We start from the raw sequence: 23681 nt of genomic DNA on the forward strand, positions 1-23681 counted from the left end.
AAGACTACAATTGTAGGCAGCATTTGTCGCAGTAAGTTTGCCTGACAAAACTACGGGTTTGAGCATGCTTTTGCGGTCTTGAACGGTCATCTTGCGCGTGCCGGTGCCTTGCTGAGGTGATTACGGAATTTGTATTCGGCGCGAACCGGGCCTTAGTTAGCGGACCATTTCGATCGTGGACTTGATGAGCTATACTTAGCTGCTGCCGCCACGAATAGATTAAAATATTCTCTTCGATATTTAATTTTTATTAAAAAATAAAATTATGGGACCAGAAATCCAATTATCTAATGCTGAACATGGCGCCAAACGTGCCGAGCTGCTTCCAGCGTATCACGGATTGAATTTAGTGCATATTCGACGGCAAGTCGAGAAGTTGTTGAGCATGATTGGGCGGGATGGCGTATTCGATCAATACACCAATCATGATATTTCGCATATTGATAAAATGCTAAATAGCCTCGACTGGATCATCCCTCAGTCATCGAAACCTGTGATGAGCGCGACTGATTGGCTCATGACGGTACTCGCCATTTATTTCCATGACTTGGGGATGCTTGTCACCTCTAGCGAATTTGACCAACGAGACAAAAGCGACTTTCCACGATATAAAGAAGAGGTCCTTTTTTCTGGGTCTAATGGCGTTGACTATCGAGACAAGGTTAATAAGCTTACCCCGGATCGAGCGGAACGCTTTTTGTATCAAGAATTTGTTCGAAACAAGCACGCTGAGCGAGTAAGGATGTGGATTGCAGGCGAAGAGTCTCAGTTTTTGGGTGTTACAAACGCAGTCTTTGACGAAATTGATAAACTACTGACACCCCTTGGAAAACAATTTAGACGCGATCTTGGGCTTATTTGCGAAAGTCACCATTTGAATGACTTAAACGATCGAAAAAAATATAAATTAGTCGAACCTTACGGCGACAGCTCTGAAGAGACAGCAAATATTCAGTACTGTGCTGTTCTGCTTAGGACCGCTGATCTTCTTCATGTTACCTCAGATCGCACTCCTTCGATTACATTTAAAGTCATCAGTCCAAGCGATCCAATAAGCCAGGACGAATGGGCAAAACAGAGTGCTGTGAAGCGTGTTATAGCGAAGATGGGCGTGAATGAAGAGGGTAAGCCAGACGAGAAAGCGATTAAGGACACGATCGAAGTATATGCATATTTTACCAGTGAAGATGGTTTTTTCGGGCTGACAACTTATCTAGCTTATTGTTCGGAACAGCTAAAGCTCAGCCACCAATGGATTGCGAGCTCCAACAAAGACGAGCTATCCAAACACGAATTCCCTTGGCGCCGTATCGATGATAGCAACATCCAGACGGAAGGATTTATACGGGATACGTTTGAGTTCGCAATTGATCAGCCAAAGATCCTTGACTTGCTGACCGGGCATACGCTCTACAATGACACACGCGTAGTACTCCGCGAAGTCGTACAGAATGCTCTAGACGCCATTAGACTTCAGAATTATCCGGACTCATCGGCTGGCGTCGGGAAGGTCAACATTAAATGGAATTCCGTGGACAGGATGTTGTCTGTGACTGACAACGGTACAGGCATGACCCAGACGGTTATTTCGGATTTTCTATTAAAGGTTGGTACTTCCAGATATCAGGATCCAGACTTCAAAAAACGCTATCCGGACTTCTCATCGATAAGCAGATTTGGAATTGGAGTTTTGTCTACGTTCATGATCGCGGACTCAGTGGAAATTTTCACCTGTCATCCGGATGATGTGCAAGCGCGCCAACTCACGCTCCGTTCCGTGCACGGAAAATATCTAATACGACTTTTGGACAAAAAGGACTCAAAGGTTGCGGAAATTTTCCCTCACGGAACGACGTTCTCGATGAAGCTCCGAAGGAGCGTTCGTATGGATGATCCAGTCCAACTTGCAAGAATGTGGGTGGTGGTCCCCGGATGCGATGTAGATATTTCTATAGATGGAAAAGATCCTGTCAAAATTGGACATGTTTCACCTGCACCCGCAATTGTCGAATTTTTGGCCGAAACCGGTATTCGGTGCGAAAGCAGCGACATTGATGCGCCGCTTGACGATCCGAATAAGGCGGTTACCCGTGTCGTTGAGCGGCGCTATGATGGTGTTTGCGTTGCATATGCAGTTTCTTGGAATCCACACTTCCGAGAATGGTCATTCATATCCGCAGATCGCGGACAACGCAATTCGTCCAATAATTTTCTACGGCTTGGCACATGTATTGAAGGAATCCGCGTTGAGTTTGAAACGCCCGGTTTCCTTACTCCCACAATAGTAGCACTAGCAAATGTAACAGGACCCAACTCGCCAAAAACAAACGTAGCACGTTCGGGCATCGAAGCAACTTTAGAACGCGACGAAATGCTCAAGAGAATTTACAAGATTTTTCGTGATCATGTTTCAAATGAGGTCAAGCTGCTTCGAAAAAGCCGTTCATATTCTTTAACAGGCGCTGCGGATGAGGCAAGGTTTCTCGCCGCACCTTTGCAACAAGCCCCAATAAGCAAAGCGTTGCTAGACGAAGCGCTCGAAAATCTAGATGTATTAGCCATCGAAAACGGCATTGAGCGGGCTTTGATCTCCTCCACTGTGCTAAACGAGAAAAAAGATTTCTGGACCTTGGAGTGTGCGCCACTTAGCCAGGCCGAAGCCCTAATCCGTCAAGCAAAAACGTCTGCTTCGTTACGGCAGCTAGTTGAGGCATTAGGCCTCAGCAACTTTCCACTACCTGATGGAGAGATCTTATGCGGCGTCCGCCACGGTTCGATTTTCGGTCAGTACGCGTTCAAAGGACGGGAGGTGGATAAAATTGTAATTGATCGGGATCATCGACGAATTGATTTGCGCTGGCGGCATACTGCAGCCAATCCAAATTGGATAGCATTTACCGGTAATCAGCCCGATTTTTTGCGGCACGTTTCTTTGGAACGAGATAATCGTGAAAGACACGAATTGCCGATTAACTCTGTGTTTGTAGGCTTACAACCGCTCGAAGCTGATGGTGACCTGGGGTCGGCGGTGAATACGGCGGACCACCTATATCTGATGTATGACTCGCCGGCGGCAATATTTTTGACTCCAACACTGAAACGACTCGCCGCTGAGCCCGACGTGATCGCAAATCAGATTGCAGCAGCCTTTTATATATCCGTAGTACAAAAGTGTTTTCGTTATTCCGGAAAAGTTCCAGAGCCCGATCGCTTGGTGTTGAGACAAATCAACGTTTGGTCCAATATTGTCGGCCCGGAATTCCGGATGACCGCTGAATCTGAGTCCGAGTTTATTGACCTTGTCGGTGAAACTAAATGGGAGGCTTTTTCCCCTTCACTCTGGTCTCGACGAGAGTCACCGGAATTTTAAAAGTTATATTTAACTGGGTGATAGAACAGTGAATGAAATTAAAGATAACTTGAGGCTTGCAGTTGCAAAATATCGCAGGTTAGCGAAAGCCAATTATTATTGTGTTTTTACACTTTATATTGTGGCGGTGCTTGCAAGTGTATCGTCGACGATGATGGCATTGAACTCGTTTGGCGCAGGCAAGGCTCTCGCGGCCGTCACAGCAATTCCCGGCTTGGTACTAATATTTACGACAACATTTCGATTTTCGGACAAAGCAAAATGGCATTACGACAAAAAAAATCAATTGCAGGCCCTTCTGAGATTAGCATCGATCGAGTCTAGTACGGCTTCTGCAAACATGATAGTCGAGCGTTGGAATAAAATCGACGCACAGATGGAGAAGTCTTGGCCAGGATTTGGTTCTATCTCGACCAAGTCGCACGGGCACTAAATCGTTCGTGCGCCGGTCGGTCGAGCTTGCCGCATCATCGCTAGATCACTAGCTGCAAAGCCGGCGGTCGGGCGAGGCGGCTTTAGCGCATAACTCCCGGCAGAATGCGCTGCTTCGCACAAGAGTTACGACGGCGACCGGCAAGCCCTGATCGTTGACTGGCGATAAGCCACTGAGATTGAATGGGATGCCTTGCCGCCGTCCCCGATGTGTAGCAAAGCGGATCGTCTGCAACACGAGCCAGCCCTGAATTGGTGCCGGACCTTTGCCAACCACGAGTATTGTGTGAACCCAATGGACGCGTTGCGGCACCAAAGTTCTTCTGCGGTCGCAGAGCCACCAGGGCGACAGGCAGCCGATGTACGCCGATCGCTTGAGCCCGATGGGTGTCTGGCGCGATCCGTCGCAGCCATGAACCGAAGAAAAGGGTGAGATCGGCTAATGCAATCGGTCAGTGGAATCGAAATCGGGCTGCTCAGGCAGTCGAGGATATTCGCTCACTTGACAGCGGGCTCGCTAATGGGCGTCGACGATTGCGGCGCCCGGATCGAACGTCTCGAACTGGCCATTCTGCGCCGGACGCGATCGGCTCTAAGCGACCCCCGTCTCGGCTATCCGATCCTACACCACTTCACCGGCAGCTGCTAAGGTACACCGATCGTTCGTGCAGTTGCGCCACCCCGGCGACGGCTCGGCTACGCCGGAAGTCTCGCGGCGATAGATTCGCCGGACCACGAAGCCTAGTTGTCCCGCCCTGTTCGATCAGCATTCCCTAAGTAGCGGTAACGCCACACACATTTGTGATCCATTGATTGCACAAAGCGCTTCGAAGCTCCCTTCGACTCGGAGTGCCCGCTGCTGCTCAACGCTGACACTGAACACGCAATCCAAACGGCGCATGACATGCCAAATTCGGTGCTGCCGCGGAACAGCACTCAGCTTTACTCGGATGTGTTGTTCTACGCTAATCTACTGCTGTTAAACACTATTTAATTTCGCGAGATTTTGAGTAATTACGCTTATTTCTCAATAACTTACCGCGTCACACGCCGAATTAGTATCGGCACGCATGCCGCGATACGCTGCCGGCCGCACCCCCGTCCACTTCCTGAATGCGCGATGAAATGCGCTGGGTTCTGCGAACCCGAGCGCATGCGCGATCTCCGCTATCGTCTGCGTCGTGTCGGCAAGCCGCGCGATGGCGAGATCGCGCCGCAGCGCATCGCGGATCGACTGATAAGTCGCGCCCTCTTGCTTCAAGCGCCGCCTTAGCGTGGCTTCGGCCATGTTCAACGCCGCGGCAATGTCTTCGCTATCCGGCCAGTCGACGGGCGGCGCCTGCCGCAACTTGCGGCGAATCCGCGCGGCGAGTGAATTGGGATTGCGATATTTCACGATGAAGTTGGCCGGCGCCTCGCGCAGGAAAACCTTCAGCGTGGCGGCTGTCTGAACGACCGGCAACGTGACACAGTCCGGCGCGAGATCGACAGACGATGCGGGTTGATCGAAGCACATTGCGTCGCAGAACATCAGCCGGTATTCGTCGGTTGCCGTGGGTTCCGGACAGCGCAGATGCGCGGCCAGCACCGGGATCCGACGGCCGACCAGCCAGCAGAGCAAACCATAGATCATGATGAACGCGGTTGCGTAAGCGAACATCGGACGGGGTGAGCGGGTTTCAGCAGCGGTGTCGACGAGGCGAATTCTGACGCGTGTTGTGTCCGCATCGATTTCGCATCGCAGATCGTCCAGCACGAGCCGCAGGAAGCCCGCAATGCGGGTCAGCGCCTGGCCACCGTCGCGTGAACCCAACGCCGCATGACACAGCAGCGCGAAGCTGCCACGGCGCATTGGATGGCTGTCCTGGCCGAAGAATTCATCGTCGAGCGCGTCTGCGATGGCGCTCCATAAGCGGCCGTATTGCGCAGCCGATACACGGGCGAGCGGCGCCGCGAGCGTGGCGGGGTTGATGCCGGCTCGATCCAGTAACGCGATGCGTGCCACGCCGCGACGCTCGGCGCACCGCAACGCTTCTTCGACGAAATCCACCGCTATGGTCCCGCGTTCTTGGCCTTGGCCGCGTGGTGTCCTGAGGGCGGGCGGAGCCACGGTCACAGCCGGCCGGGGCCGTTGATCATGCGGGCTTTGGGGCGTTGGGGTAGTCACTAGGTGGCGCATTCGCTCAGGAAGCTTGATCGTTTCAGGCATCGGCAGACGGGATGTGTCGCGCCTAGAATCTGGCGTGAGGCTATTTTTGCCATTTCTATTTGCCATCCGCTTCACCGTTCCACCGCTTAAGCGCAGCAGTGTAAGCCCAGACCGTTTCCCCGTATTCCACACGAGCCAGACCATCATGATCGACAGCTTCCTGACCGACGACCAACGCATGATCCGTGACGCCGCGCGCGATTTCGCCACCGAAGTGCTCGCGCCACACGCGGGCCAATGGGACCGCGATGCCGCCTTGCCGGACGAAGTCGTGCGGCAACTCGGCGAGCTCGGCTTGCTTGGCATGATCGTGCCCGCGGAGTGGGGCGGCACATTCAGCGACTACGTGGCGTATGCGTTGGCTATCGAGGAAATTGCGGCGGGGTGTGCCTCGTGTTCCACGCTGATGGCCGTGCACAATTCGGTGGGCTGCGGACCGATTCTCGCGTTCGGCACCGAAGCGCAAAAGGCGGAATATCTGCCGAAACTGGCAACGGGCGAGATGATCGGTGCGTTCGCCCTGACCGAGCCGCAAGCCGGATCGGAGGCCAATAATCTGAAGACGCGCGCGATTGAACGCGACGGCCAGTGGGTGCTTTCCGGCGCAAAGCAGTTCACCACGAACGGCGCGCGCGCGGGCATGGCGATCGTGTTCGCCGTGACCGATCCGGAGCTTGGGAAGAAGGGCTTGTCGGCGTTCATCGTACCGACGAATACACCGGGCTTCAACGTCGGGCGGCCCGAGCACAAGATGGGCATTCGTGCCTCCGATACCTGCCCGATTTCACTCGAGGACTGTGCAATTCCTGCGGCCAACTTGCTGGGCGCGCGCGGCGAAGGCTTGAAGATCGCGTTGGCTAACCTGGAGGGCGGGCGAATTGGTATCGCGGCGCAGGCGGTGGGCATTGCGCGCGCGGCATTCGACGCGGCACGTGCTTATTCCCATGAGCGCGTGCAGTTCGGCAAGCCGATCAAGGAGCATCAGTCGGTAGCCAACCTTCTCGCCGATATGCAGACCAGCCTGAACGCCGCGCGTCTGCTTGTGTTGCACGCTGCGCGCATGCGCACAGAAGGCCTGCCGTGCCTGAGCGAGGCGTCGCAGGCGAAGCTGTTTGCGTCGGAGATGGCGGAAAGGGTTTGCTCGCAGGCCATCCAGATTCACGGCGGTTATGGGTATCTGGAAGACTATCCGGTCGAGCGTCATTATCGCGACGCTCGCATCACGCAGATCTACGAAGGCACGAGTGAAGTGCAGCGCATGGTGATCGCGCGGCAGCTTTAGGGCGCACGAGGTTCCGGATGATGTAACGCTGACTGACACCTTCGGTTCAAGCGGTTTAGAAGCGGCGAGGCCTTGTATAGAGGCTCGCCGCTTTTTTTATGGCCCCCGGATATGCTCACTTAGAGCTCCCGCAAAGACTCACCGTGATCGCAGGTCGCACTCCCGGATAGACTCACCGCTCGCATCCCGCAGGTTCTCACCGGTCGTCGTGTTTCGATCTCGGACGAAGATATTTATAAGGATAGCTATCTATTTAAGCGGATTTTTCCAAGCCGGCTACGTCCGGACGTTGATTCGGACCTGAAATCGGTGAGCGAAGCCCATTCCTAGGTGTATACCCCAGAGCTCTTGCGTTCAAGTTATCGATATACCGATAATGTTGTCATGGATGTGAAAACTGCAGTGCGCGTCTTTGACGTGATCAACCTGTTCGCCGAAGTCCGGCAACCGATGATCTACAGCGAGATTGCGCGTCGAACCGAAATCCCTTTGTCGAGTTGTCATGCGCTCTTGCAGACGATGGTGGCGAAGGGCTATCTCTACGCGCCGGGCGTAAAAGCAGGTTATTACCCGACGCAGCGCTTGTTGCATGTCGCACGCGACATTTGCAGCGAGGACCCGCTGACGCTGCTATTCCAGCCGTTGCTGACAGCGCTGCGTGACGCGACCGGAGAAACGGCCGGGCTTGCGACGCTCGCAGGCAATCGGGTCGTCTATCTGGACGTCATGGAATCGCGCCAGAAGATTCGCTACAGCGACGAACCCGGCGGTTTCATGTACGTCCACGCCAGCGCGGCGGGCAAGGCGCTGCTGGGGGCATTGCCGGTGGATGCGCGCAGGCGCCTGCTCGACAGTTGCGAGCCGTTGAGCGCATCGATTGATGGTTCGGTGATCGATCGCGCGACGCTCGAGGTGGAAGTGGAGCAGGGCGTGACGCTTGGCTGGCATCGTTCGACCGGAGAGAACGTCGAGGATGTCGCGGGCCTGGCGAAGGGATTCTCGATCCACGGTGAAGCGTTCGCGCTTGTTATCGGCGGGCCGAAGGCGCGCCTGCTGAAGAACCAGGAGCACGCGGTCGCGGCGCTCCTCGATATTTTCGACCGGATACCGCAGACCTTGATTGGCTAGCGGCTGAGGAAACCATGGTCGGGCCGACGGCTCAAGACGTCGTGCAAGGAGAGGAACATGCAGGATCAGAGGCGCTGGAAAAACAGGCCTGACGGTTCGAACTGGGGTGATTTTGGCCCCGACGATCAGCTCGGACGACCGAACCTGATCACCACGGAACAGGTGCTGAAAGGCGCACGCGAGATTCGCGCGGGCTTGAGTTTTTGCTTGTCCCTGCCGCTGGATTATCCGGGCGACAGCAAGCTGAACGTGCGTCGTCATCCGCCGGTTTTGCGGCCCACGACGAAGGACGGTTTGCCCTACGTGAACTTTCCGTTCGCGCGCATGGAAGAGCAGGCGACCGACGTGGTCAGCGACGACCAAGTGCTGATGAGCCTGCAATATTCCACGCAATGGGACTCGCTCGCGCACGTGGGCGCGCTCTTCGACGCCGACGGCGACGGCGTGGCTGAAAGCGTCTACTACAACGGTTACAAGGCGAATACGGACGTAGTCGGGCCAATGGAATACCGTCGCGACGACGCGTTTGCGCCGCACGCATGCGGAAGCGAACACAGCCATGCGGACGCGCTCGGTATCGAAAATCTCGCGGTGAAGGGTATGCAGGGACGCGGCGTTCTTGTCGATCTCGTGGCGCATTACGGGCGCGAGCATCGCACCGTGGGTTACGACGACCTGATGTTTGCGATCGATGCAGACAAGGTACAGATCGATCGCGGCGACATGCTGCTGCTGCGCACCGGGTTCGCTGAACTGGTGCTGGAAATGAATCGTCATCCCGATGAAGCCGTGCTCAACAGTCAATGCTGCGCACTCGACGGCCGCGATCAGCGGCTGTTGCAATGGCTGACCGATTCGGGCATTGCGGCGCTGGTGGCGGACAACTATGCAGTCGAGCGTTATCCCGCGCGTCCGGCGGAAGGTCACTATCCGCTGATGCCGCTGCATCACCATTGTTTGTTCAAGCTTGGCCTGCCGCTCGGCGAGCTCTGGTACCTGCGCGATCTGGCGGCATGGTTGCGCGCCAACGCTCGCTCGCACTTCATGCTCACGGCGCCGCCGCTGCGTCTGCCGGGCGCGATGGGTTCGCCCGTGACGCCGATTGCAACCGTCTGATTTCATCAAGCAAACAATATGACACGAGAACGAGTTTTGATTACCGGCGGCGCGGCGGGGATCGGTGCGGCCTGTGCCGAGCGCTGTGAAGCGGACGGCTTCGAAGCCGTTGTGATCGACCGGGTGGGCCGTGGTCTTATCGCCGATCTTTCGGATGCCGAAGCAACGTCAAAAGCACTCGATCAGGCGCTCGCGGGAGGCCCGATCACGCGGCTGGTCAACAACGTCGGCGTGGTGGTCCCGGCCGGTGCCGGCGAACAGAGTCTCGAAGAACTCGAGCTCGCGTGGTCCCTGAACGTGCGTTGCGCGATGCAGTGCATGCAGGCGCTGCTGCCGGGCATGCAGGCCGCGGGGTTCGGCCGTATCGTGAACATGTCTTCGCGCGCGGCGCTAGGCAAGGAATTACGTACTGCGTACTCGGCGACCAAGGCGGCGTTGATTGGTATGACGCGCGTATGGGCGCTCGAACTCGGCCGTCATGGCATCACGGCGAATGCGATTGGTCCTGGCCCGATCCGCACTGAACTCTTCAATCGTGCGAACCCGCCAGACAGTCCGCGTACGCGCGCGATTGTTGCGAGCGTGCCGGTGAAACGCGTGGGCACGCCGGAGGATATCGCGCATGCCGTGTCCTATTTCCTCGATGCCCGCAGCGGTTTTGTCACTGGGCAAGTGCTCTATGTGTGCGGCGGCATGACGGTCGGTGTAGCGGGAGTCTGAGATGAGCATGGCTGAAATGCGGCGTGTGGCGATCGTGGGAGCGGGGAGTATCGGCGTCGCGTTCGCTGTGGTGTTTGCGCGCGCGGGATGGCCCGTGCGTCTCTTCGATCCCGACGCGTCGCGCCGCGATGCTGCACCGGGAGAGATCGCGCAGCGCCTGAATGAACTGGCGCGCTTTGGATTACTCGATGAAGCTGCTGACACGGTGGCGGCACGCGTCCAGATGGCAGCGTGCATAGAGACAGCGGTTGCCGACGCGGATCTCGTGCAGGAGTGCGCGCCGGAGCGGGCGGACATCAAGCGTGCGCTGTTCGCGCAATTCGATGCTGCCGCGCCTGCGTCGGCGATCTTCGCCAGCGCTTCATCGGCTTTGACGGCATCAAGCTTTGTTGACGACTTGGCCGGCAGGCATCGTTGCCTGATTGCGCATCCGGGCAATCCACCGTACCTGATTCCCGTGATCGAGATTGTGCCCGCGCCTTTTACCGCGCCTGACGTCACGCAACGCACGCTACAACTTTTCCGCGATGCCGGCCTGCAACCCGTGCTGGTATCGAAAGAAGTCGAGGGGTTCGTCTTCAACCGGTTGCAGGGCGCCGTGCTGCGCGAAGCGTATTGCCTCGTGCGCGACGGCGTTGCGACCGTTGAGGACATCGACAAGGTCATGCGTGATGGCCTCGGCTTGCGGTGGTCCGTGATCGGGCCATTCGAAACGGTGGATCTGAATACACGCGGTGGCATCAGATCGCACGCGCAGAAGATGGGGCCCGCGTACGAACGGATGGGCGCGGAACGCGGTCAGCACGATCCATGGACACCGGAGCTGGTCGACACGGTGGCCGCGGCAAGGCGTGCGGCGGTGCCGCTTGAACAATGGGAAGAACGCGTGGCATGGCGGGACCGCGCATTGATGGCGCTGGCTCGCCACCGGCGATCGACAGCTTCAGGCAACGATTCCTGAGAGTCAAGCCACTGGCCTCTTTCCAGCGCGGACATGATCAATCAATTCGCTAAACTAAATAATACTCAAGAGACATTGCAATGCAGAAAATAACGGGATTCTTCACCGAACTGATGCGCAAGTATTTGCCCGATCCGTTCGTATTTGCCATCGGGCTGACCCTTCTCACCATGGTCCTGGCCGTATTGGTGCAGGGCCAGGGCATCGTCGCGCTGACAACAAGCTGGGGCAAGGGCTTCTGGACGCTGCTCGCGTTCACCACGCAAATGGCCGTGATCCTCGCGATGGGTTACGTGCTCGCAACTGCACCGCTGACCGAGCGATTCCTCGATCGCATCGTCATGCGGGTGCACGATCCGCGCATGGCGATCATTGTTGCAACGCTGGTGGGCGGCATCGGCAGTTATCTCAACTGGGGCTTCGGGCTGGTGATCGGCGGCATCGTCGCCCGCAAGCTGGCGCTCAGCGTGAAGGGCGTGCATTACCCGTTGATCATTGCGTCGGCTTACAGCGGTTTCACGCTTTACGGTCTTGGTTTGTCGGCGAGCATTCCTGTGCTCATCTCGACCAAAGGTCACCCGATGGAAGCGCAGATGGGCGTGATTCCCCTTTCGGAAACTATCTTTTCGCCGACCATGCTCGTGACCAGCCTGGTCGTGCTGATCACATTGCCCTTGCTTAATGCGTGGCTGCATCCGAAGGCGGGCCAGCCGGTGACCGAGATTGACCGTACGCTCGAGGAGCGTACGCGAGCAGCTCAAGCGGCTGTCCCCGCCGACGCCGGCGACGAACACACGTTCGCCAGCCGCCTGAACAACAGCCGCTTGCTGAGCGGCTTGATCGGATTGATCGGCGTGGCCTACGTGGTGCTGTATTTCCATGGCGGCGGCACGATGGATCTGAACCTGATCAACTTCATCATCCTGTTTCTCGGCATTGTCTTGCTGGGCACGCCGATCCGGTACGTGGAGAAACTCAACGAAGGCATTCGTACGATCAGCGGCATCATCCTGCAATATCCGTTTTACGCGGGCATCATGGCGATCATGGCATCGTCTGGACTGGTCAATACGTTCTCGGAATTCTTCGTCAAGATCGCGACGCCGCATACGTTGCCGTTCTGGGGTCTCATCAGTTCGTTCTTCATCAACTTCTTCGCACCTTCAGGCGGCGGTCACTGGGTCATCCAGGGGCCGTTCATGATCGAGGCAGCGAAGGCAATTGGTGCTTCGGTGGGACATACGGCCACCGCAGTCATGCTCGGCAACGCCTGGAACGACTTGATCCAGCCGTTCTGGATCTTGCCGGCGCTGGCTTTGTCGAAGCTCAAGCTGAAAGACATCATGGGCTACACGGTCATCATGATGTTCTGGATCGGCATTGTTTATACGGTCGCTATCCTGGCCTGGGGCTAAGCGGTTCTTCAATCATCTTCCAGAGGTTCGATCATGTTGTTCCTGGTTCATATGGTGGTACAGATTCCTCTCGACGCCGACACCGAGCTCATCAATAGCCTGAAGGCCGACGAGAAAGCGCTTTCGCAAAAGCTGCAGCAGGAGGGAACGTGGCGTCACTTGTGGCGCGTGGTGGGACAGTACGCGAACTACAGCGTCCTCGACGTCGAGTCCAACGACGAGCTGCATACGCTGCTCAGCTCGCTGCCGCTCTTCCCCTACATGGCGATCGAAGTCACGCCGCTCGCGCAGCATCCGTCGGCTATCGCGCAGAACTGAGTTCGATAAGAGGAGGGGGCATGCCGTTCATTATCGAAACCTGGGATAAGCCTGGTCACGCGCCGTTGCGCATTCAGGAGCGTGATGTGCATCTGGCTTACCTCGAAGCGAACAAGGCACTGTTGCTTGCGTGCGGCGCGAAACTCCAGGACGACGGCAGCAATGCGGGCGGCGGCTTGTATGTGGTCGACCTCGACACGCGTGAGGAAGTCGAACGTTTTATCGCGAAGGACCCGTTCGCGCTTGCGGGTTTATTCGAGCGCGTAACGATTACACGCTGGCGCAAGGCCTATGTAGACAGCAAGGGTTATTTATAGGCCGTACTGCATTGCTTTCATGCGGTTCGGCATTGTTCGATCCGGCGAGCCGGGTGGCGCTCGGCAAGCAACGCAATTCTTTCAACATCGTTTCCGTGGCTTGGCCGTCCTGCGCGTGTTCCTGGCGCCGCGGCTTATCTCCTCCTTTGCGCAAACATGCTGTCCCGGCACCCGATCCGGCCAGGCAGCACCGTCGCGGCAAGAAAATGCACTTTCCGATACGCTGCGGTATTCGTAGGTAACGACTCGCTTACTACGCTTCAGTCCGTTCACCCTTGCTTCAAGGAGCACGAAGCCATGCAGACCAAAACAGTCAAAATTCCCCGGCCCGATCACCCCATCACGATCGAGCCGAACCCGGCGCGCATCACTATCGCCATAGGCGACCGGGTTATTGCTGACACGCGCGAGGCGCTGACGTTGCGTGAAGCGTCGTACCCGGCGGTTCAGTACATTCCGCGCAAGGACGTCGACATGTCGTTGTTGCAGCGCACGGAACACGCGACCTATTGCCCGTACAAAGGGGATTGCTCGTACTACAGCATCCCGCTGGGCGGCGAACGTTCAGTGAATGCGGTATGGACCTATGAAGACACCTATCCTGCGGTCGCAGAGATCAAGGACCATCTGGCGTTCTATACGGATCGTGTAGACAGATTCGATATCCAGCCGGCGGACTGACACGGCCACCCGGCGTCGCCAGCGAAGTCGCATGCATCGGCGACGCCACACGCTTGCTCAAAGACAAACGACTCACCAAACCGTTCCTGCATCGATAGCCGCTTGTGCACGCTTTCGCTATTCGACGTATTTTATCGATGACGCCGCGAGCGCAGCGTTTGCCTTGAACGTCGAGGCATTCTTATCAACGCTGGAACAGACATCCCATGACCACGCAACGTCGCTTGCGCCTGGGCGCTTTCATGCGCCCGGCCACCATCCATACCGGAGCCTGGCGTTATCCCGGTGCATTCCCGGACGCGAACTTCAATTTTGCGCATCTCAAGCGTTTTGCGCAGACGCTGGAGCGCGGCCGTTTCGACGCCTTCTTCATGGCAGACCATCTGGCCGTCCTCAACATGTCCACTCAGGCCTTGAGGCGAAGTCACACGGCCACATCGTTCGAGCCGCTGACGTTGTTGTCGGCGCTCGCCGCGGTGACTGAGCGCATCGGCCTGATCGCGACAGCGTCCACCACGTTCGACGAGCCTTATCACGTCGCGCGCCGTTTCGCCTCGCTCGACCATCTGAGCGGCGGGCGCGCGGGCTGGAACCTGGTCACCACGGCCAATCCGGACGCGGCGCTCAACTTCGGTCTGGAAGAACATGTGGAGCACGGCGAGCGATATAGGCGAGGCCGGGAGTTCTTCGACGTCGTGACCGGTCTCTGGGATAGCTGGGCTGACGACGCCTTCGTTCGCGACGTTGAAAGCGGCACGTTCTTCGATCCAGCCAAGATGCATGTGCTGAACCACAAGGGCGAGAACCTGTCGGTGCGTGGGCCGCTCAATATCGCGCGACCTGTGCAGGGCTGGCCGGTCATTGTGCAGGCTGGGTCGTCGGAAGCGGGCCGGCAGATCGCGGCCGAGACGGCGGAAGCCGTATTTACCGCGCAGACCACGTTGGCGGACGGCCAGCGGTTTTACGCCGATATCAAGGGACGCATGGCGAAACTCGGGCGAAATCCCGACCATCTCAAGATCCTGCCGGCGGCGTTCGTCGTGGTCGGTGATTCGCTGGACGATGCACTTGAAAAGCGGGCGCGTCTCGATAGCCTGGTTCATTACGACAGCGGCATCGCCTCGCTCTCGATCATGCTGGGTCACGACGTCTCAGGCTTCGACCCCGACGGGCCGCTGCCTGAGATACCTGAAACCAACGCAAGCAAAAGCAGCCGCGAGCGGGTGATCGAATGGGCGAGCCGCGACAATCTGACGATCCGTCAGCTTGCGCAGCGGGTCGGCGGTTATTCGGGGCTTGAAATGATCGGCACGCCCACGATGATTGCGGACCAGATGGAGCAATGGCTCGTGGAGAACGGATCTGATGGCTTCAACGTAATGTTCCCCTATCTGCCGGGCGGACTCGACGATTTCGTCGACAAGGTTGTGCCCGAACTGCAGGCAAGAGATATCTTTCGACGTGAATACGAAGGCGTCACCCTGCGAGAGAATCTTGGATTACCGAGGCCCGGGAACCGTTTTTTCAAGGCCTGAAGAGCGGATGACGTTGTCTGGTTGAGGCGTCATCCGGAAATCAGGATTTCTTTTTGTCAATCGTTTCGCATGCCTGATTAATTTTCAATTGTATTGCGGAGATGACGCGAACAGGCAAGCGGCGATGAATACTGCGTCGAGCCAGACCTCGCGTGTGCCATTGCCTTTCTGCATTAAGATTGATGTCTCGGGGGTGCCTATAGTCACCTCAGTAGTCACCCGATCACAGGACAAACGAAGGTCATGGGACATTCACAGGCAGAGAAGGCGGCAACGCATCAACGGATCGTCGATGTCGCCGCACGACGCTTTCGGGAACTTGGGCTGGACGGCATTGGCGTTGCCGACGTCATGAAGGAAGCCGGCATGACAGTCGGCGGTTTCTACAAGCATTTTGAATCGCGCGACGAACTTGTGACCGAGGCGCTCGAGGTTGCATTCAAGAGCCTCGACGTATGGGAAGCACGTGCAGAAAACCTCGCGCAGGCGGTGCGCGACTACCTGAGCGAGGCGCATCGGGATGCCCCCGGCCAAGGCTGTGCGCTGGGTGCATTGCTGGGTGATATCGGGCGCAGCAACGACGCCACGCGGGAGGTATTCACAGACCGGGTCAAGCACAATCTCGCGTTCTCCGAGGGTTTGCTCGATATCGCGGATCCGGCTGAACGCCGCGCCCGCGCGATTCTGCAACTGAGCGCGTGTCTCGGCGCGATCGGATTGGCGAGAGCGGTCTCGGACCCGGTTTTGTCGAAGGAAATTCTGGACAGCGTCGCCGGGCAACTGACGCGCTTGTTGCCGGGGCCACCGGGGTGAGGACGAACAGGGGCTGAATGTAAACAATTCTTGAAGCAGTGAGGTCAATCCATTACATTCAACCCGTCGGCTGCCTGGTCGACGCCGGCCCATCAGTCATGAGCCTGGAGGGCGGCAACCGAATGCCGAACCGTGCTCTATGCGTGCTCTTTGGAGATTGACAATGAAAGTACTTAACCTGATTTGCGTATCTGCAATCCTCCTTGGCGCGTCCGGCATGGCCGCGGCCCAGGGAAACGGCAACGGCGGTTCGGGCGGCGGCAACGCGCATGGTGCAGCAACGGCCGGCCCGACCATGGGCGGCGACAACAGCTCCACACCGGGAAGTTCGAGAGGCAAGCCCCACCTGTTCAAGCACAAGCAAAAGAAGCCGGTAACACCTGCTCAATAAGGCTGGACGTAAGAATCCAGGCGCCATCCGGGTTTGCCGGTGGCGAGCGCAAAAGTGCTGTTTCGATTCGGGAAACCGGGCGGGGCGGCTTTTTTTGACCTTTTTCGCCATTTGAATGGCGGATTGCCTGGGAACTCGCGCATGCCGCTGACCGCATGTTCGATGCAGCTCAGCGTGCAGGACTTTTCAGCAATCACCGGGAAGTTGCGTGTTGTTGCCCGATAGTGCGTGTCGCATCGAACTGCACAGCGCGGCGCCGGCCAGCGGGAGATTTTCCAGTTTTGATCCTGTTCGGCTTCAACAGTTACGCCCACACGATATTCCAGCGGGTTAGTATTGAACATGCGATCTAATATGCGAGTGAGGGCGTTTTGTCGGGCTTGCGAATATTCCGAAACTGATTTTTCGTGCGAACTTTGAACTCCCGGGAGCGGCGTTGCTCGAATGGAGGCAAACGGTGCGCGGCGCGGCCATCTGGCATCATGGCGTTACCGAGCGGCAAGAAACGGTAGCATCGGTCAGCGAAAGTCGTTTCTCCGGGATTCAATAGTGAGTCCGAGGGCCGCGCACTGTCGCAATGTCGCAATGAGTAACGCGCATCAAGATTCTGGTGGATGTCTGCCGGAACAGTCTGAAATACTAACGTCAGGTCGAATGAGAATGGCTACAGAACCCCAGCAGCAAAGTCAGAGCGACGTGCTTAACGCCGCCCGCAAAGAGCGTAAGCGTGTCGCAATTTTCCTCGTGAACGGGGTACGGCTGGTTGGTCACATCGAATCGTTCGACCAGTATCTGGTTATGCTGAGTTCTGCCGCCGGCATCCAGGCGGTCTACAAGCACTCGATTTCGACCATCCAGGAAGACACCGGCAAAGCATTCACTGCCGGCGCGGGGCGCACCGGCGCGGGCGCTCCGCGGGACGCGGATTCAAAGCGTCCCGTCGCTATTTCCCATAAGCGGCGCTTGCCGATGAATACGGGCGGCGAATGAAACGCCTGGTTCATGCGCCAGGGCGGGAGCGGCGTGTGAACCACGGTTGTTGCGTGAAAAGCCGGTTCAGGTTGGCTGGACCGAGACCCGAGGCGAAGGCCTCGGCAAGGAACACGGCGAAGGCTGGCGCTCCGGCCCGAACCTACCGCAGAACACGAAAAAAAGGCGACGCCCGATTGGGCCTCGCCTTTTTTCGGTTGATTGTCACCATTTGGTCGCAATCAAACGTCCGACCAACGGCATTCACCGTGGCCGCTCGTACGTTTTCATCGTCCCGAGGACGTTTTCTTGCGCATCACCAGCACTGCGCGCCGTCCGGCATGGACGATGTCTTCACGCTGCTTCTCTTCAGGAGGCGGCCGCGTGGCAAGATCGAGCGCATTGACAACCGATTCCAGCCGCGTGTCAGCGGCAACTTCAGCGTCGTTCACCTTCGCCTCGGCATCCGCGGCCAGCGCATGCCGCACGTCGACGGTACGGCACCGGACGTCAAAACCGCTCGCCCGGATGAGCGTCTCGCGCGTCTTCCAGAATGCTTCGGCTGAGCGGGTCATCGGTCGCATTGCAACGTATTCAATAATCACCGGATAGCCGCGCACCCGCGGGTAAGCCGCGAGTAACTGACCCGAACGGATGTACTGCGTGTAACGATCGATTTTCTTGGTCAGCAACGCAAAATGCTTCGCTTCGTCGTCCCAGTCGAGGTCGTCGAAAATGCCGACGTAGACGCGCTTGAACAAAATGTTCACGCCGACGTAATCGATTGTGTCCACGTCGAGAAGAGACATGGTATTTCCCCAGCGCCCGATGCCGGGCAAAAGATTGCAGGTGCCTATTGTAATGGACTGCGTCATCCTAAATAAGTACGCGGAGCACGATTGCAACAGTGTACGACCTTTAAGCTTTACGGCTCCTAACAAGCTTCGAAATTGATTGTTTTGGTGCACATCCTAAATCGATGTCTTGAAATAGGAGGATACCTAAAAATAAGCCGGGTCGATTGACAGGCCTCATCTCGAAAAACAAACTGGGTTCACGTTATTTGAACAGTTTGTGCGATTAGATCGGACATCGCACGAGCGGAACCTCATTTGTCCGGCAGGAGCAAGAGCATGAAAAAGAAATCAAGGAAGGCCCTTTGGTCATTCAAGTCCGCACTGATCGCGGCCGCATCGTCCATGGTCATGACAGGCACATTTGCCGCGACTATCGACGGCACCACGGCAGTGCGTATTGGCGGGCAGCTACAATCTGTGGATGTGAGCACGCACCAGGTCACGGTCATTAACGCACAGGGCGGCACGGAAGCGTTCCAGGTCGGCAGCGACGTGCCGAACCTGGACAAACTTAAACCCGGCACGAACGTGTTCGGCACGGCCCAGCGCGCGGTCAGGCTGACGGTACTTGATTCATCGACGCTGGGGGCTGTGCCTTCGCAGGACGGCAGCCAGGTCGTGGCCAGCGTGGCACGTGTCGATGGCGGCATGATGACGCTCAAGGACACGCAAGGCGCGGTGTTGACCGTGCAGGCAAATTCGCCGAAGGCCGCAGCCACGGTTATTCCGGGTACACGAGTGCTGGTCGATCTCGTGGCACCGGCTCCGCTGGGTTCAGGAAAAGCGCTCAAGTAAAGCAGTCGGATTCCTCCGATAGCCGGCGATTCGCCTCAACTTCATCATGCGTACATCGTTGGAAATCCAGATCCCCGCTGGGTGACCAACGGCGAATCGCCCGGGTAAAACCGGTTGGTTTCGAGCTTCTACAGAAGCGCGGCAACGCGGCAATCAAGGTACCTCCACGATTACGCGTTATCGCAAAAAAATCCATTCGGCGCAAGCCGGATGGATTTTTTTTATGCACCGAACGTAACCACGACGCTTCGTTGCGTCGAGCTGCTGCTGGATCATGACTTCGCTGGGTAGGTGAGTGGGGCATCGATCCGGCGCTATCTGGAAGCCCATGCACGCAAGCTGCGCAGTTTCGATGCGATTTGCAGCGCATTGTCACAATGAAGGCTAACTCAATTGATAAGGATAACAAAATAATGACGATATTCGAACGGCCGACGCTAATCTACAAACGTGGGTATTCCCCGGAAGAAAGCCGGTGTGGCGCGCGCGGCGCAACGTCTAATGTGGAAGTGAACGCGCCGAGGCGAGTTCGGCGGGTACGCGATAAAGTATCCGGCGAACGCCTGGGCGCCGACGCAATGCGCTCAAGGCATGCAAATCCCTCGAGATGAGAGCCTTCGATGAACAATGACGCAACTGCAACCGTAACCGTGATGCAGGCGCTGATGTCACGCCGTTCCGTTCGTGCGTTCCTGCCCGACGCGGTGGACGAAACCATTTTGCGCCAGATCTTCGATCACGCCCGGCGCGCCCCGTCAGGCAGCAATACGCAGCCGTGGAAGGCTTACGTACTGACTGGCGAAGCGCGCGATGCGCTCTCACGGAAGATCCTTGCCGTGTACAACGATCCCGAGGCCGACAAGCTGCACGAGGAAGAATTCGCTTATTACCCGCTCAAGTGGACCTCGCCGTTTATCGACAGAAGGCGCGAACTCGGCTGGTCGTTGTACTCGCTGCTCGGCATAACACGCGACGATAAAACCCGCATGAAGGCCCAACTCGGCCGCAATTTCGAATTCTTCGGCGCGCCGGTCGGCGTGATTTTCGCTATGGATCGCGGCATGGAGCAAGGTTCATGGCTCGACTACGGCATGTTCCTGCAGAGCGTCATGCTAATGGCACGTGCGTTCGGTCTGGATACCTGTCCGCAAGCCGCGTTCAATCGCTATCACCGGATCATCGCGAAACATCTGGCACTGCCCGATAACGAGATCGTGGTGTGCGGCATGAGCATCGGTTATGCGGATCTCTCGCAACCTGAGAATACGCTCGTCAGCAGACGCGAGGAGGTCGATGACTTCGTGCGCTTCTTGAGGTGACGGCAGGGCCGGCATCGAAAAAAACGCAGTTTTGTGATTTAGTTCTTACGGATGTGCTACACGTTGTAACGAAGAGTTGGTTAATATATCCCCGCGTGTCCGACTGCTCGCGAACAGGGTCGTAGGGGCGGGATTGTCCGGCATGTAGCGAAGCACGCAGGTCTAGCACGACAAACGCGGTGGACGCCCATGGCGCTGCCGCACCAAAAAAAACCGCTTTTCGTGGAGAATCTCGTTATGTACCGAATCCGCATGGCTGCAATGGCACTTGTCGTATCAGTATCGATTGCCGGACTGACTGCCTCTGTCGCAATGGCACAAACCGCCGCTAGCGACACCGGCGCTTCCACTTCGAAGCAGGCGCAGAAGGCGCAACGCAAAGCCGATCGCAAGGCTGCCCGTGCGAAGAAAAACGCCGAACTGAAGGATCTGGAAAAGAACGGCTACCAGCCAGGCGGTGACCAGACCAACTATCCGCAAAATATTCAAAATGCGGAGAAGAAGTCGGCGGCAGAGAAAGCCAAGGCAGCTTCTGCACCCTGAACAAAGACGTTGGACGTAGTGTGATCGCATGAAAATAACCCGCTAAAAGCGGGTTATTTTTTTCGGTGCATCAACTCGCGGCGATTCACTTCGTCCGTACCGGGTTCTTGGCTAAGCACGGATTCCTTTGCGGTTCCAGGCAGTGGCTTGTCATGCTTGCCGCTGTTTTCGCGCAGAGCGAGCCTTGACGAATCCTTTATGGCATGCGCGTTGCGGGTCCGTTGTAAACCTTTTGGCGACGGCTACGCACGGGCAGGTTTTTTGTTGTACCGGTAGAATCGGAGGCCGTTTCGGGCCGGGCTTGATAGCAGACAGTCAGACGGTCAAACGTATCGACGCAGCAGGTCGCCAGTCTCAATCTCGGTTCAACCTACCGGCTTCATTTTTTACCAGGCGGTCTATGCGACGTTCCGCGTTTTTCATCCGTGTCATCGGTATCGGGATTCTGTTTCACGTGTATATCGGCGTGCGCCTGATTCCGGCTGCACCCGTTGGCGCGCCGCTGCGATGGCTGGCGGTGCTTGCACTCGTGGCTTCCTGCTTGCTGATTCCGCTCGGTATGGCCGCGCGTAATATCAGTCAGCAACCGCTGTCCGATCGTCTTGCGTGGATCGGCCTTCTCACCATGGGGTTCTTCTCCTCGCTTCTTGCGCTGACGTTTTTCCGCGATATCGTGCTGCTTGTCCTGCACCTGATCAGCAAGGTGCAAAACGACGCGGCCGGGTGGCCTGCTTTTATTGCGTGGAGCGCGCTTGGCGTGCCGCTGCTCGCCGTGCTGGTCACGCTGTTCGGCATCTACAGCGCGCGGCGGCGTGCCGGCGTGAAGAACGTCGACGTGCCGATTGAGAACCTGGCTCCCGCGTTGAATGGTTTCACCATCGTGCAGATCAGCGATATCCACGTAGGCCCGACCATCAAGCGTCATTACGTAGAAAAGATCGTGGCTGCGGTCAATGCGTTGTCACCGGACCTGATCGCGGTGACGGGCGACGTGGTTGATGGTTCGGTGCCGCATCTTGCCGCGCATACGCGGCCGCTCTCGGACCTGAAGGCGAGGCATGGCGCGTTCCTGGTCACCGGCAACCACGAGTATTACGCCGGCGCGGACAAGTGGATTGCTGAATTCCGCCGGCTAGGGTTGAAGGTGCTGCTTAACGAACACGTAATTGTTGATCACGATGGCGCGCGTGCGGTCGTGGCCGGCGTGACCGACTACGGCGCGGGCAGTTTCGACCCAGCCCACAAAAGCGATCCGGCCAAAGCCATGCTCGGCGCGCCCACAGACATTGCGTTTCGTCTGCTGCTGGCCCATCAGCCTCGCAGCGCACAGGCGGCATCGAAAGCGGGATTTACGCTGCAATTGTCCGGCCACACGCATGGCGGTCAGTTTCTGCCATGGAATTTCTTCGTCCGGTTACAGCAGCCGTTCGTTGCCGGACTCGAAAAGCTCAACGACTTGTGGGTGTACACCAGCCGCGGTACAGGCTACTGGGGACCGCCGATACGGATTGGCGCGCCGTCCGAAATTACGCGTTTGCGGTTGGTGAACGTGAGGTGAACGTGAGCGGCGCGCGCCCTGCCTGAGTCCTTGGTCGTAAGTACCATGAACTTCAAGAAATTCAGCTTTGGCCGGTGTCCTTAAAAGGACACTGGTTTGCGTCGAATTCCAGTTGCACCGAATCGATCATTATAAAAAATAGAATAAATCCGATTTGTTAAATATTCCGCTCGATTACTTGATAATCCGTAATTAATGCGATTTCGTGGACAGAACTCCGGCGAGCGCTGTATAAATAACGTTCGCAAATTAATGCGCTGGCGCTTCAGAATCGAATTAATCATTCGATTCAGTGCGCGATTTAATTTCCCTTCGCCCGGAGAAACTGCATGAACGCAAAATGGACTGTCGCTTTATCGCTTGCCTTATTAACCGTGACAGCGCATGTCGGCGCGCAAACCGATCAGCAACTTTCCAGTGCCGCTATTCAATCCGCGCTGAATGCCCCGCCGAAGCAGCTTCATGCGCAGATTGTCGGTATCGACACGGGCGCCAGGACCCTGACGCTGAAAGGCGCGAAGGGCCGGGTGATACCGGTCGCGGTCGGCAAGGAAGTCACGAACTTCGATGACTTGAAGATCGGCGATCGTGTGGATGTGCAGGTCAGGGACGCGCTGCTGATCAGGGCAACGAAAGCGTCAGCGAAGGGAGATGAATTGCGAAAACGTGTTGATACCGATGTTTATGTGCCCGCATCGGGTTCTCAGGGTTTTGGCGCTGTACATGAAACCGAGATTTTCGCAACGGTGCAGAGTGTCAATAGCAAGAATAAAACAATTACCCTGCGTGGCCCGTGGCGTACCGAAACGTACGACTTAAGCTCTGAAATAGCCGCATATAAATTGAAGCCAGGCGATAGCGTGCACGCGGTGTTGATTTCAGCCACGGCCGTGGAAGTGACGCCCACGCCGAAATAATGCATGGACTTGATTTAAAATCGGCAAAAGAACGC

The 23681-nt window shown here is 57.0% G+C and carries 23 protein-coding genes; 20 read left to right on the plus strand and 3 right to left on the minus strand.

Going from position 1 to position 23681, the window contains the following annotated elements; all coding sequences use genetic code 11:
• The first annotated feature begins 265 nt into the window (after positions 1–265).
• Both FH08_RS0124525 and FH08_RS0124530 read left to right on the plus strand, forming a co-directional pair.
• Positions 266–3370 carry an ATP-binding protein gene (locus FH08_RS0124525; RefSeq protein ID WP_081889558.1) on the plus strand — a complete coding sequence of 1035 codons (3105 nt, stop codon included), beginning with the start codon at positions 266–268 and terminating at the stop codon, positions 3368–3370.
• 28 nt (positions 3371–3398) lie between these two features.
• Entirely contained in the window at positions 3399–3803 is a 405-nt protein-coding gene (locus FH08_RS0124530; RefSeq protein WP_152602907.1) for a hypothetical protein, read from the plus strand.
• Positions 3804–4829: 1026 nt separating this feature from the next.
• Here the strand turns inward: FH08_RS0124530 and FH08_RS0124540 are convergent.
• Positions 4830–5852: an AraC family transcriptional regulator gene (locus FH08_RS0124540; RefSeq protein WP_235210483.1), complete on the minus strand. Its 1023-nt coding sequence runs from the start codon at positions 5850–5852 to the stop codon at positions 4830–4832.
• A gap of 307 nt (positions 5853–6159) precedes the next feature.
• Between FH08_RS0124540 and FH08_RS0124545 the strand changes: the two genes are divergently transcribed.
• The 12 genes from FH08_RS0124545 to FH08_RS48570 all read left to right on the plus strand — a co-directional run bounded on the left by FH08_RS0124545 (position 6160) and on the right by FH08_RS48570 (position 16688).
• The gene (locus FH08_RS0124545; RefSeq protein WP_031360901.1) at positions 6160–7293 is read left to right on the plus strand and encodes an acyl-CoA dehydrogenase family protein; all 1134 of its coding nucleotides are present in this window, start codon (positions 6160–6162) and stop codon (positions 7291–7293) included.
• Between the two features lie 384 nt (positions 7294–7677).
• The gene (locus FH08_RS0124550) at positions 7678–8421 is read left to right on the plus strand and encodes an IclR family transcriptional regulator (RefSeq protein WP_031360902.1); all 744 of its coding nucleotides are present in this window, start codon (positions 7678–7680) and stop codon (positions 8419–8421) included.
• Positions 8422–8478: 57 nt separating this feature from the next.
• A complete protein-coding gene (locus FH08_RS0124555) occupies positions 8479–9537 on the plus strand; it encodes a cyclase family protein (RefSeq protein WP_031360903.1) in 1059 nt (352 codons plus the stop codon).
• An 18-nt stretch (positions 9538–9555) separates the two neighbouring features.
• Positions 9556–10257, plus strand: coding sequence for an SDR family oxidoreductase (locus FH08_RS0124560; RefSeq protein WP_031360904.1), 702 nt, complete (start codon positions 9556–9558; stop codon positions 10255–10257).
• A gap of 1 nt (position 10258) precedes the next feature.
• Entirely contained in the window at positions 10259–11218 is a 960-nt protein-coding gene (locus FH08_RS0124565) for a 3-hydroxyacyl-CoA dehydrogenase (RefSeq protein WP_235210484.1), read from the plus strand.
• 80 nt (positions 11219–11298) lie between these two features.
• Entirely contained in the window at positions 11299–12633 is a 1335-nt protein-coding gene (locus FH08_RS0124570) for a short-chain fatty acid transporter (protein ID WP_031360906.1), read from the plus strand.
• A gap of 33 nt (positions 12634–12666) precedes the next feature.
• Positions 12667–12951 (plus strand): muconolactone Delta-isomerase, encoded by a 285-nt coding sequence (gene catC / locus FH08_RS0124575; protein WP_031360907.1) that lies wholly within the window; start codon positions 12667–12669, stop codon positions 12949–12951.
• Positions 12952–12971: 20 nt separating this feature from the next.
• The gene (locus FH08_RS0124580) at positions 12972–13268 is read left to right on the plus strand and encodes a YciI family protein (protein ID WP_031360908.1); all 297 of its coding nucleotides are present in this window, start codon (positions 12972–12974) and stop codon (positions 13266–13268) included.
• A gap of 297 nt (positions 13269–13565) precedes the next feature.
• Positions 13566–13949 (plus strand): DUF427 domain-containing protein, encoded by a 384-nt coding sequence (locus tag FH08_RS0124590; RefSeq protein WP_031360910.1) that lies wholly within the window; start codon positions 13566–13568, stop codon positions 13947–13949.
• A gap of 206 nt (positions 13950–14155) precedes the next feature.
• Positions 14156–15484: an LLM class flavin-dependent oxidoreductase gene (locus FH08_RS0124595; protein WP_031360911.1), complete on the plus strand. Its 1329-nt coding sequence runs from the start codon at positions 14156–14158 to the stop codon at positions 15482–15484.
• Positions 15485–15727: 243 nt separating this feature from the next.
• Positions 15728–16297 carry a TetR/AcrR family transcriptional regulator gene (locus FH08_RS0124605; RefSeq protein WP_031360912.1) on the plus strand — a complete coding sequence of 190 codons (570 nt, stop codon included), beginning with the start codon at positions 15728–15730 and terminating at the stop codon, positions 16295–16297.
• 163 nt (positions 16298–16460) lie between these two features.
• Positions 16461–16688 carry a hypothetical protein gene (locus FH08_RS48570; protein WP_035567061.1) on the plus strand — a complete coding sequence of 76 codons (228 nt, stop codon included), beginning with the start codon at positions 16461–16463 and terminating at the stop codon, positions 16686–16688.
• On the opposite strand, the gene FH08_RS0124615 is transcribed toward FH08_RS48570, so the two are convergent.
• Positions 16682–17032, minus strand: a complete 351-nt coding sequence (locus FH08_RS0124615; protein WP_031360913.1) for a hypothetical protein — start codon at positions 17030–17032, stop codon at positions 16682–16684. The genes FH08_RS48570 and FH08_RS0124615 overlap by 7 nt on opposite strands.
• 316 nt (positions 17033–17348) lie before the next feature.
• Between FH08_RS0124615 and hfq the strand changes: the two genes are divergently transcribed.
• The gene (gene hfq / locus FH08_RS54420; protein WP_031360914.1) at positions 17349–17678 is read left to right on the plus strand and encodes an RNA chaperone Hfq; all 330 of its coding nucleotides are present in this window, start codon (positions 17349–17351) and stop codon (positions 17676–17678) included.
• 266 nt (positions 17679–17944) lie between these two features.
• Here hfq and FH08_RS49605 read toward each other — a convergent pair whose 3' ends face one another.
• Positions 17945–18466, minus strand: coding sequence for a DUF6572 domain-containing protein (locus tag FH08_RS49605; protein WP_051888480.1), 522 nt, complete (start codon positions 18464–18466; stop codon positions 17945–17947).
• A 324-nt stretch (positions 18467–18790) separates the two neighbouring features.
• On the opposite strand from FH08_RS49605, the gene FH08_RS0124630 reads away from it, so the two are divergent.
• The 5 genes from FH08_RS0124630 to FH08_RS0124655 all read left to right on the plus strand — a co-directional run bounded on the left by FH08_RS0124630 (position 18791) and on the right by FH08_RS0124655 (position 23646).
• Positions 18791–19309, plus strand: a complete 519-nt coding sequence (locus FH08_RS0124630) for a hypothetical protein (protein WP_031360916.1) — start codon at positions 18791–18793, stop codon at positions 19307–19309.
• 620 nt (positions 19310–19929) lie between these two features.
• A complete protein-coding gene (locus FH08_RS0124640) occupies positions 19930–20628 on the plus strand; it encodes a nitroreductase (protein WP_031360917.1) in 699 nt (232 codons plus the stop codon).
• 189 nt (positions 20629–20817) lie between these two features.
• Positions 20818–21171 carry a DUF4148 domain-containing protein gene (locus tag FH08_RS0124645; RefSeq protein ID WP_235210485.1) on the plus strand — a complete coding sequence of 118 codons (354 nt, stop codon included), beginning with the start codon at positions 20818–20820 and terminating at the stop codon, positions 21169–21171.
• Positions 21172–21571: 400 nt separating this feature from the next.
• The gene (locus FH08_RS0124650; protein WP_031360919.1) at positions 21572–22729 is read left to right on the plus strand and encodes a metallophosphoesterase; all 1158 of its coding nucleotides are present in this window, start codon (positions 21572–21574) and stop codon (positions 22727–22729) included.
• A gap of 329 nt (positions 22730–23058) precedes the next feature.
• A complete protein-coding gene (locus FH08_RS0124655) occupies positions 23059–23646 on the plus strand; it encodes a hypothetical protein (RefSeq protein WP_031360920.1) in 588 nt (195 codons plus the stop codon).
• The last annotated feature ends 35 nt before the right edge of the window (positions 23647–23681 follow it).

This window comes from Caballeronia sordidicola (genome assembly GCF_000729995.1).
Taxonomy (GTDB): Bacteria; Pseudomonadota; Gammaproteobacteria; order Burkholderiales; family Burkholderiaceae; genus Caballeronia; species Caballeronia sordidicola_A.

What these genes read in the sequence shown, in the direction of transcription:
- FH08_RS0124550 (WP_031360902.1), top strand. Translation starts at nt 7,678, where the DNA reads ATGGATGTGAAAACTGCAGTGCGCGTCTTTGACGTGATCAACCTGTTC.
- FH08_RS0124590 (WP_031360910.1), top strand. Translation starts at nt 13,566, where the DNA reads ATGCAGACCAAAACAGTCAAAATTCCCCGGCCCGATCACCCCATCACG.
- FH08_RS0124640 (WP_031360917.1), top strand. Translation starts at nt 19,930, where the DNA reads ATGAACAATGACGCAACTGCAACCGTAACCGTGATGCAGGCGCTGATG.
- hfq (WP_031360914.1), top strand. Translation starts at nt 17,349, where the DNA reads ATGGCTACAGAACCCCAGCAGCAAAGTCAGAGCGACGTGCTTAACGCC.
- FH08_RS0124630 (WP_031360916.1), top strand. Translation starts at nt 18,791, where the DNA reads ATGAAAAAGAAATCAAGGAAGGCCCTTTGGTCATTCAAGTCCGCACTG.
- FH08_RS0124645 (WP_235210485.1), top strand. Translation starts at nt 20,818, where the DNA reads ATGGCGCTGCCGCACCAAAAAAAACCGCTTTTCGTGGAGAATCTCGTT.
- FH08_RS0124655 (WP_031360920.1), top strand. Translation starts at nt 23,059, where the DNA reads ATGAACGCAAAATGGACTGTCGCTTTATCGCTTGCCTTATTAACCGTG.
- FH08_RS0124565 (WP_235210484.1), top strand. Translation starts at nt 10,259, where the DNA reads ATGAGCATGGCTGAAATGCGGCGTGTGGCGATCGTGGGAGCGGGGAGT.
- FH08_RS0124555 (WP_031360903.1), top strand. Translation starts at nt 8,479, where the DNA reads ATGCAGGATCAGAGGCGCTGGAAAAACAGGCCTGACGGTTCGAACTGG.
- FH08_RS0124560 (WP_031360904.1), top strand. Translation starts at nt 9,556, where the DNA reads ATGACACGAGAACGAGTTTTGATTACCGGCGGCGCGGCGGGGATCGGT.
- FH08_RS48570 (WP_035567061.1), top strand. Translation starts at nt 16,461, where the DNA reads ATGAAAGTACTTAACCTGATTTGCGTATCTGCAATCCTCCTTGGCGCG.
- FH08_RS0124615 (WP_031360913.1), bottom strand. Translation starts at nt 17,032, where the DNA reads ATGTTCAATACTAACCCGCTGGAATATCGTGTGGGCGTAACTGTTGAA.
- FH08_RS49605 (WP_051888480.1), bottom strand. Translation starts at nt 18,466, where the DNA reads ATGTCTCTTCTCGACGTGGACACAATCGATTACGTCGGCGTGAACATT.
- FH08_RS0124570 (WP_031360906.1), top strand. Translation starts at nt 11,299, where the DNA reads ATGCAGAAAATAACGGGATTCTTCACCGAACTGATGCGCAAGTATTTG.
- FH08_RS0124525 (WP_081889558.1), top strand. Translation starts at nt 266, where the DNA reads ATGGGACCAGAAATCCAATTATCTAATGCTGAACATGGCGCCAAACGT.
- FH08_RS0124595 (WP_031360911.1), top strand. Translation starts at nt 14,156, where the DNA reads ATGACCACGCAACGTCGCTTGCGCCTGGGCGCTTTCATGCGCCCGGCC.
- FH08_RS0124580 (WP_031360908.1), top strand. Translation starts at nt 12,972, where the DNA reads ATGCCGTTCATTATCGAAACCTGGGATAAGCCTGGTCACGCGCCGTTG.
- FH08_RS0124650 (WP_031360919.1), top strand. Translation starts at nt 21,572, where the DNA reads ATGCGACGTTCCGCGTTTTTCATCCGTGTCATCGGTATCGGGATTCTG.
- FH08_RS0124605 (WP_031360912.1), top strand. Translation starts at nt 15,728, where the DNA reads ATGGGACATTCACAGGCAGAGAAGGCGGCAACGCATCAACGGATCGTC.
- catC (WP_031360907.1), top strand. Translation starts at nt 12,667, where the DNA reads ATGTTGTTCCTGGTTCATATGGTGGTACAGATTCCTCTCGACGCCGAC.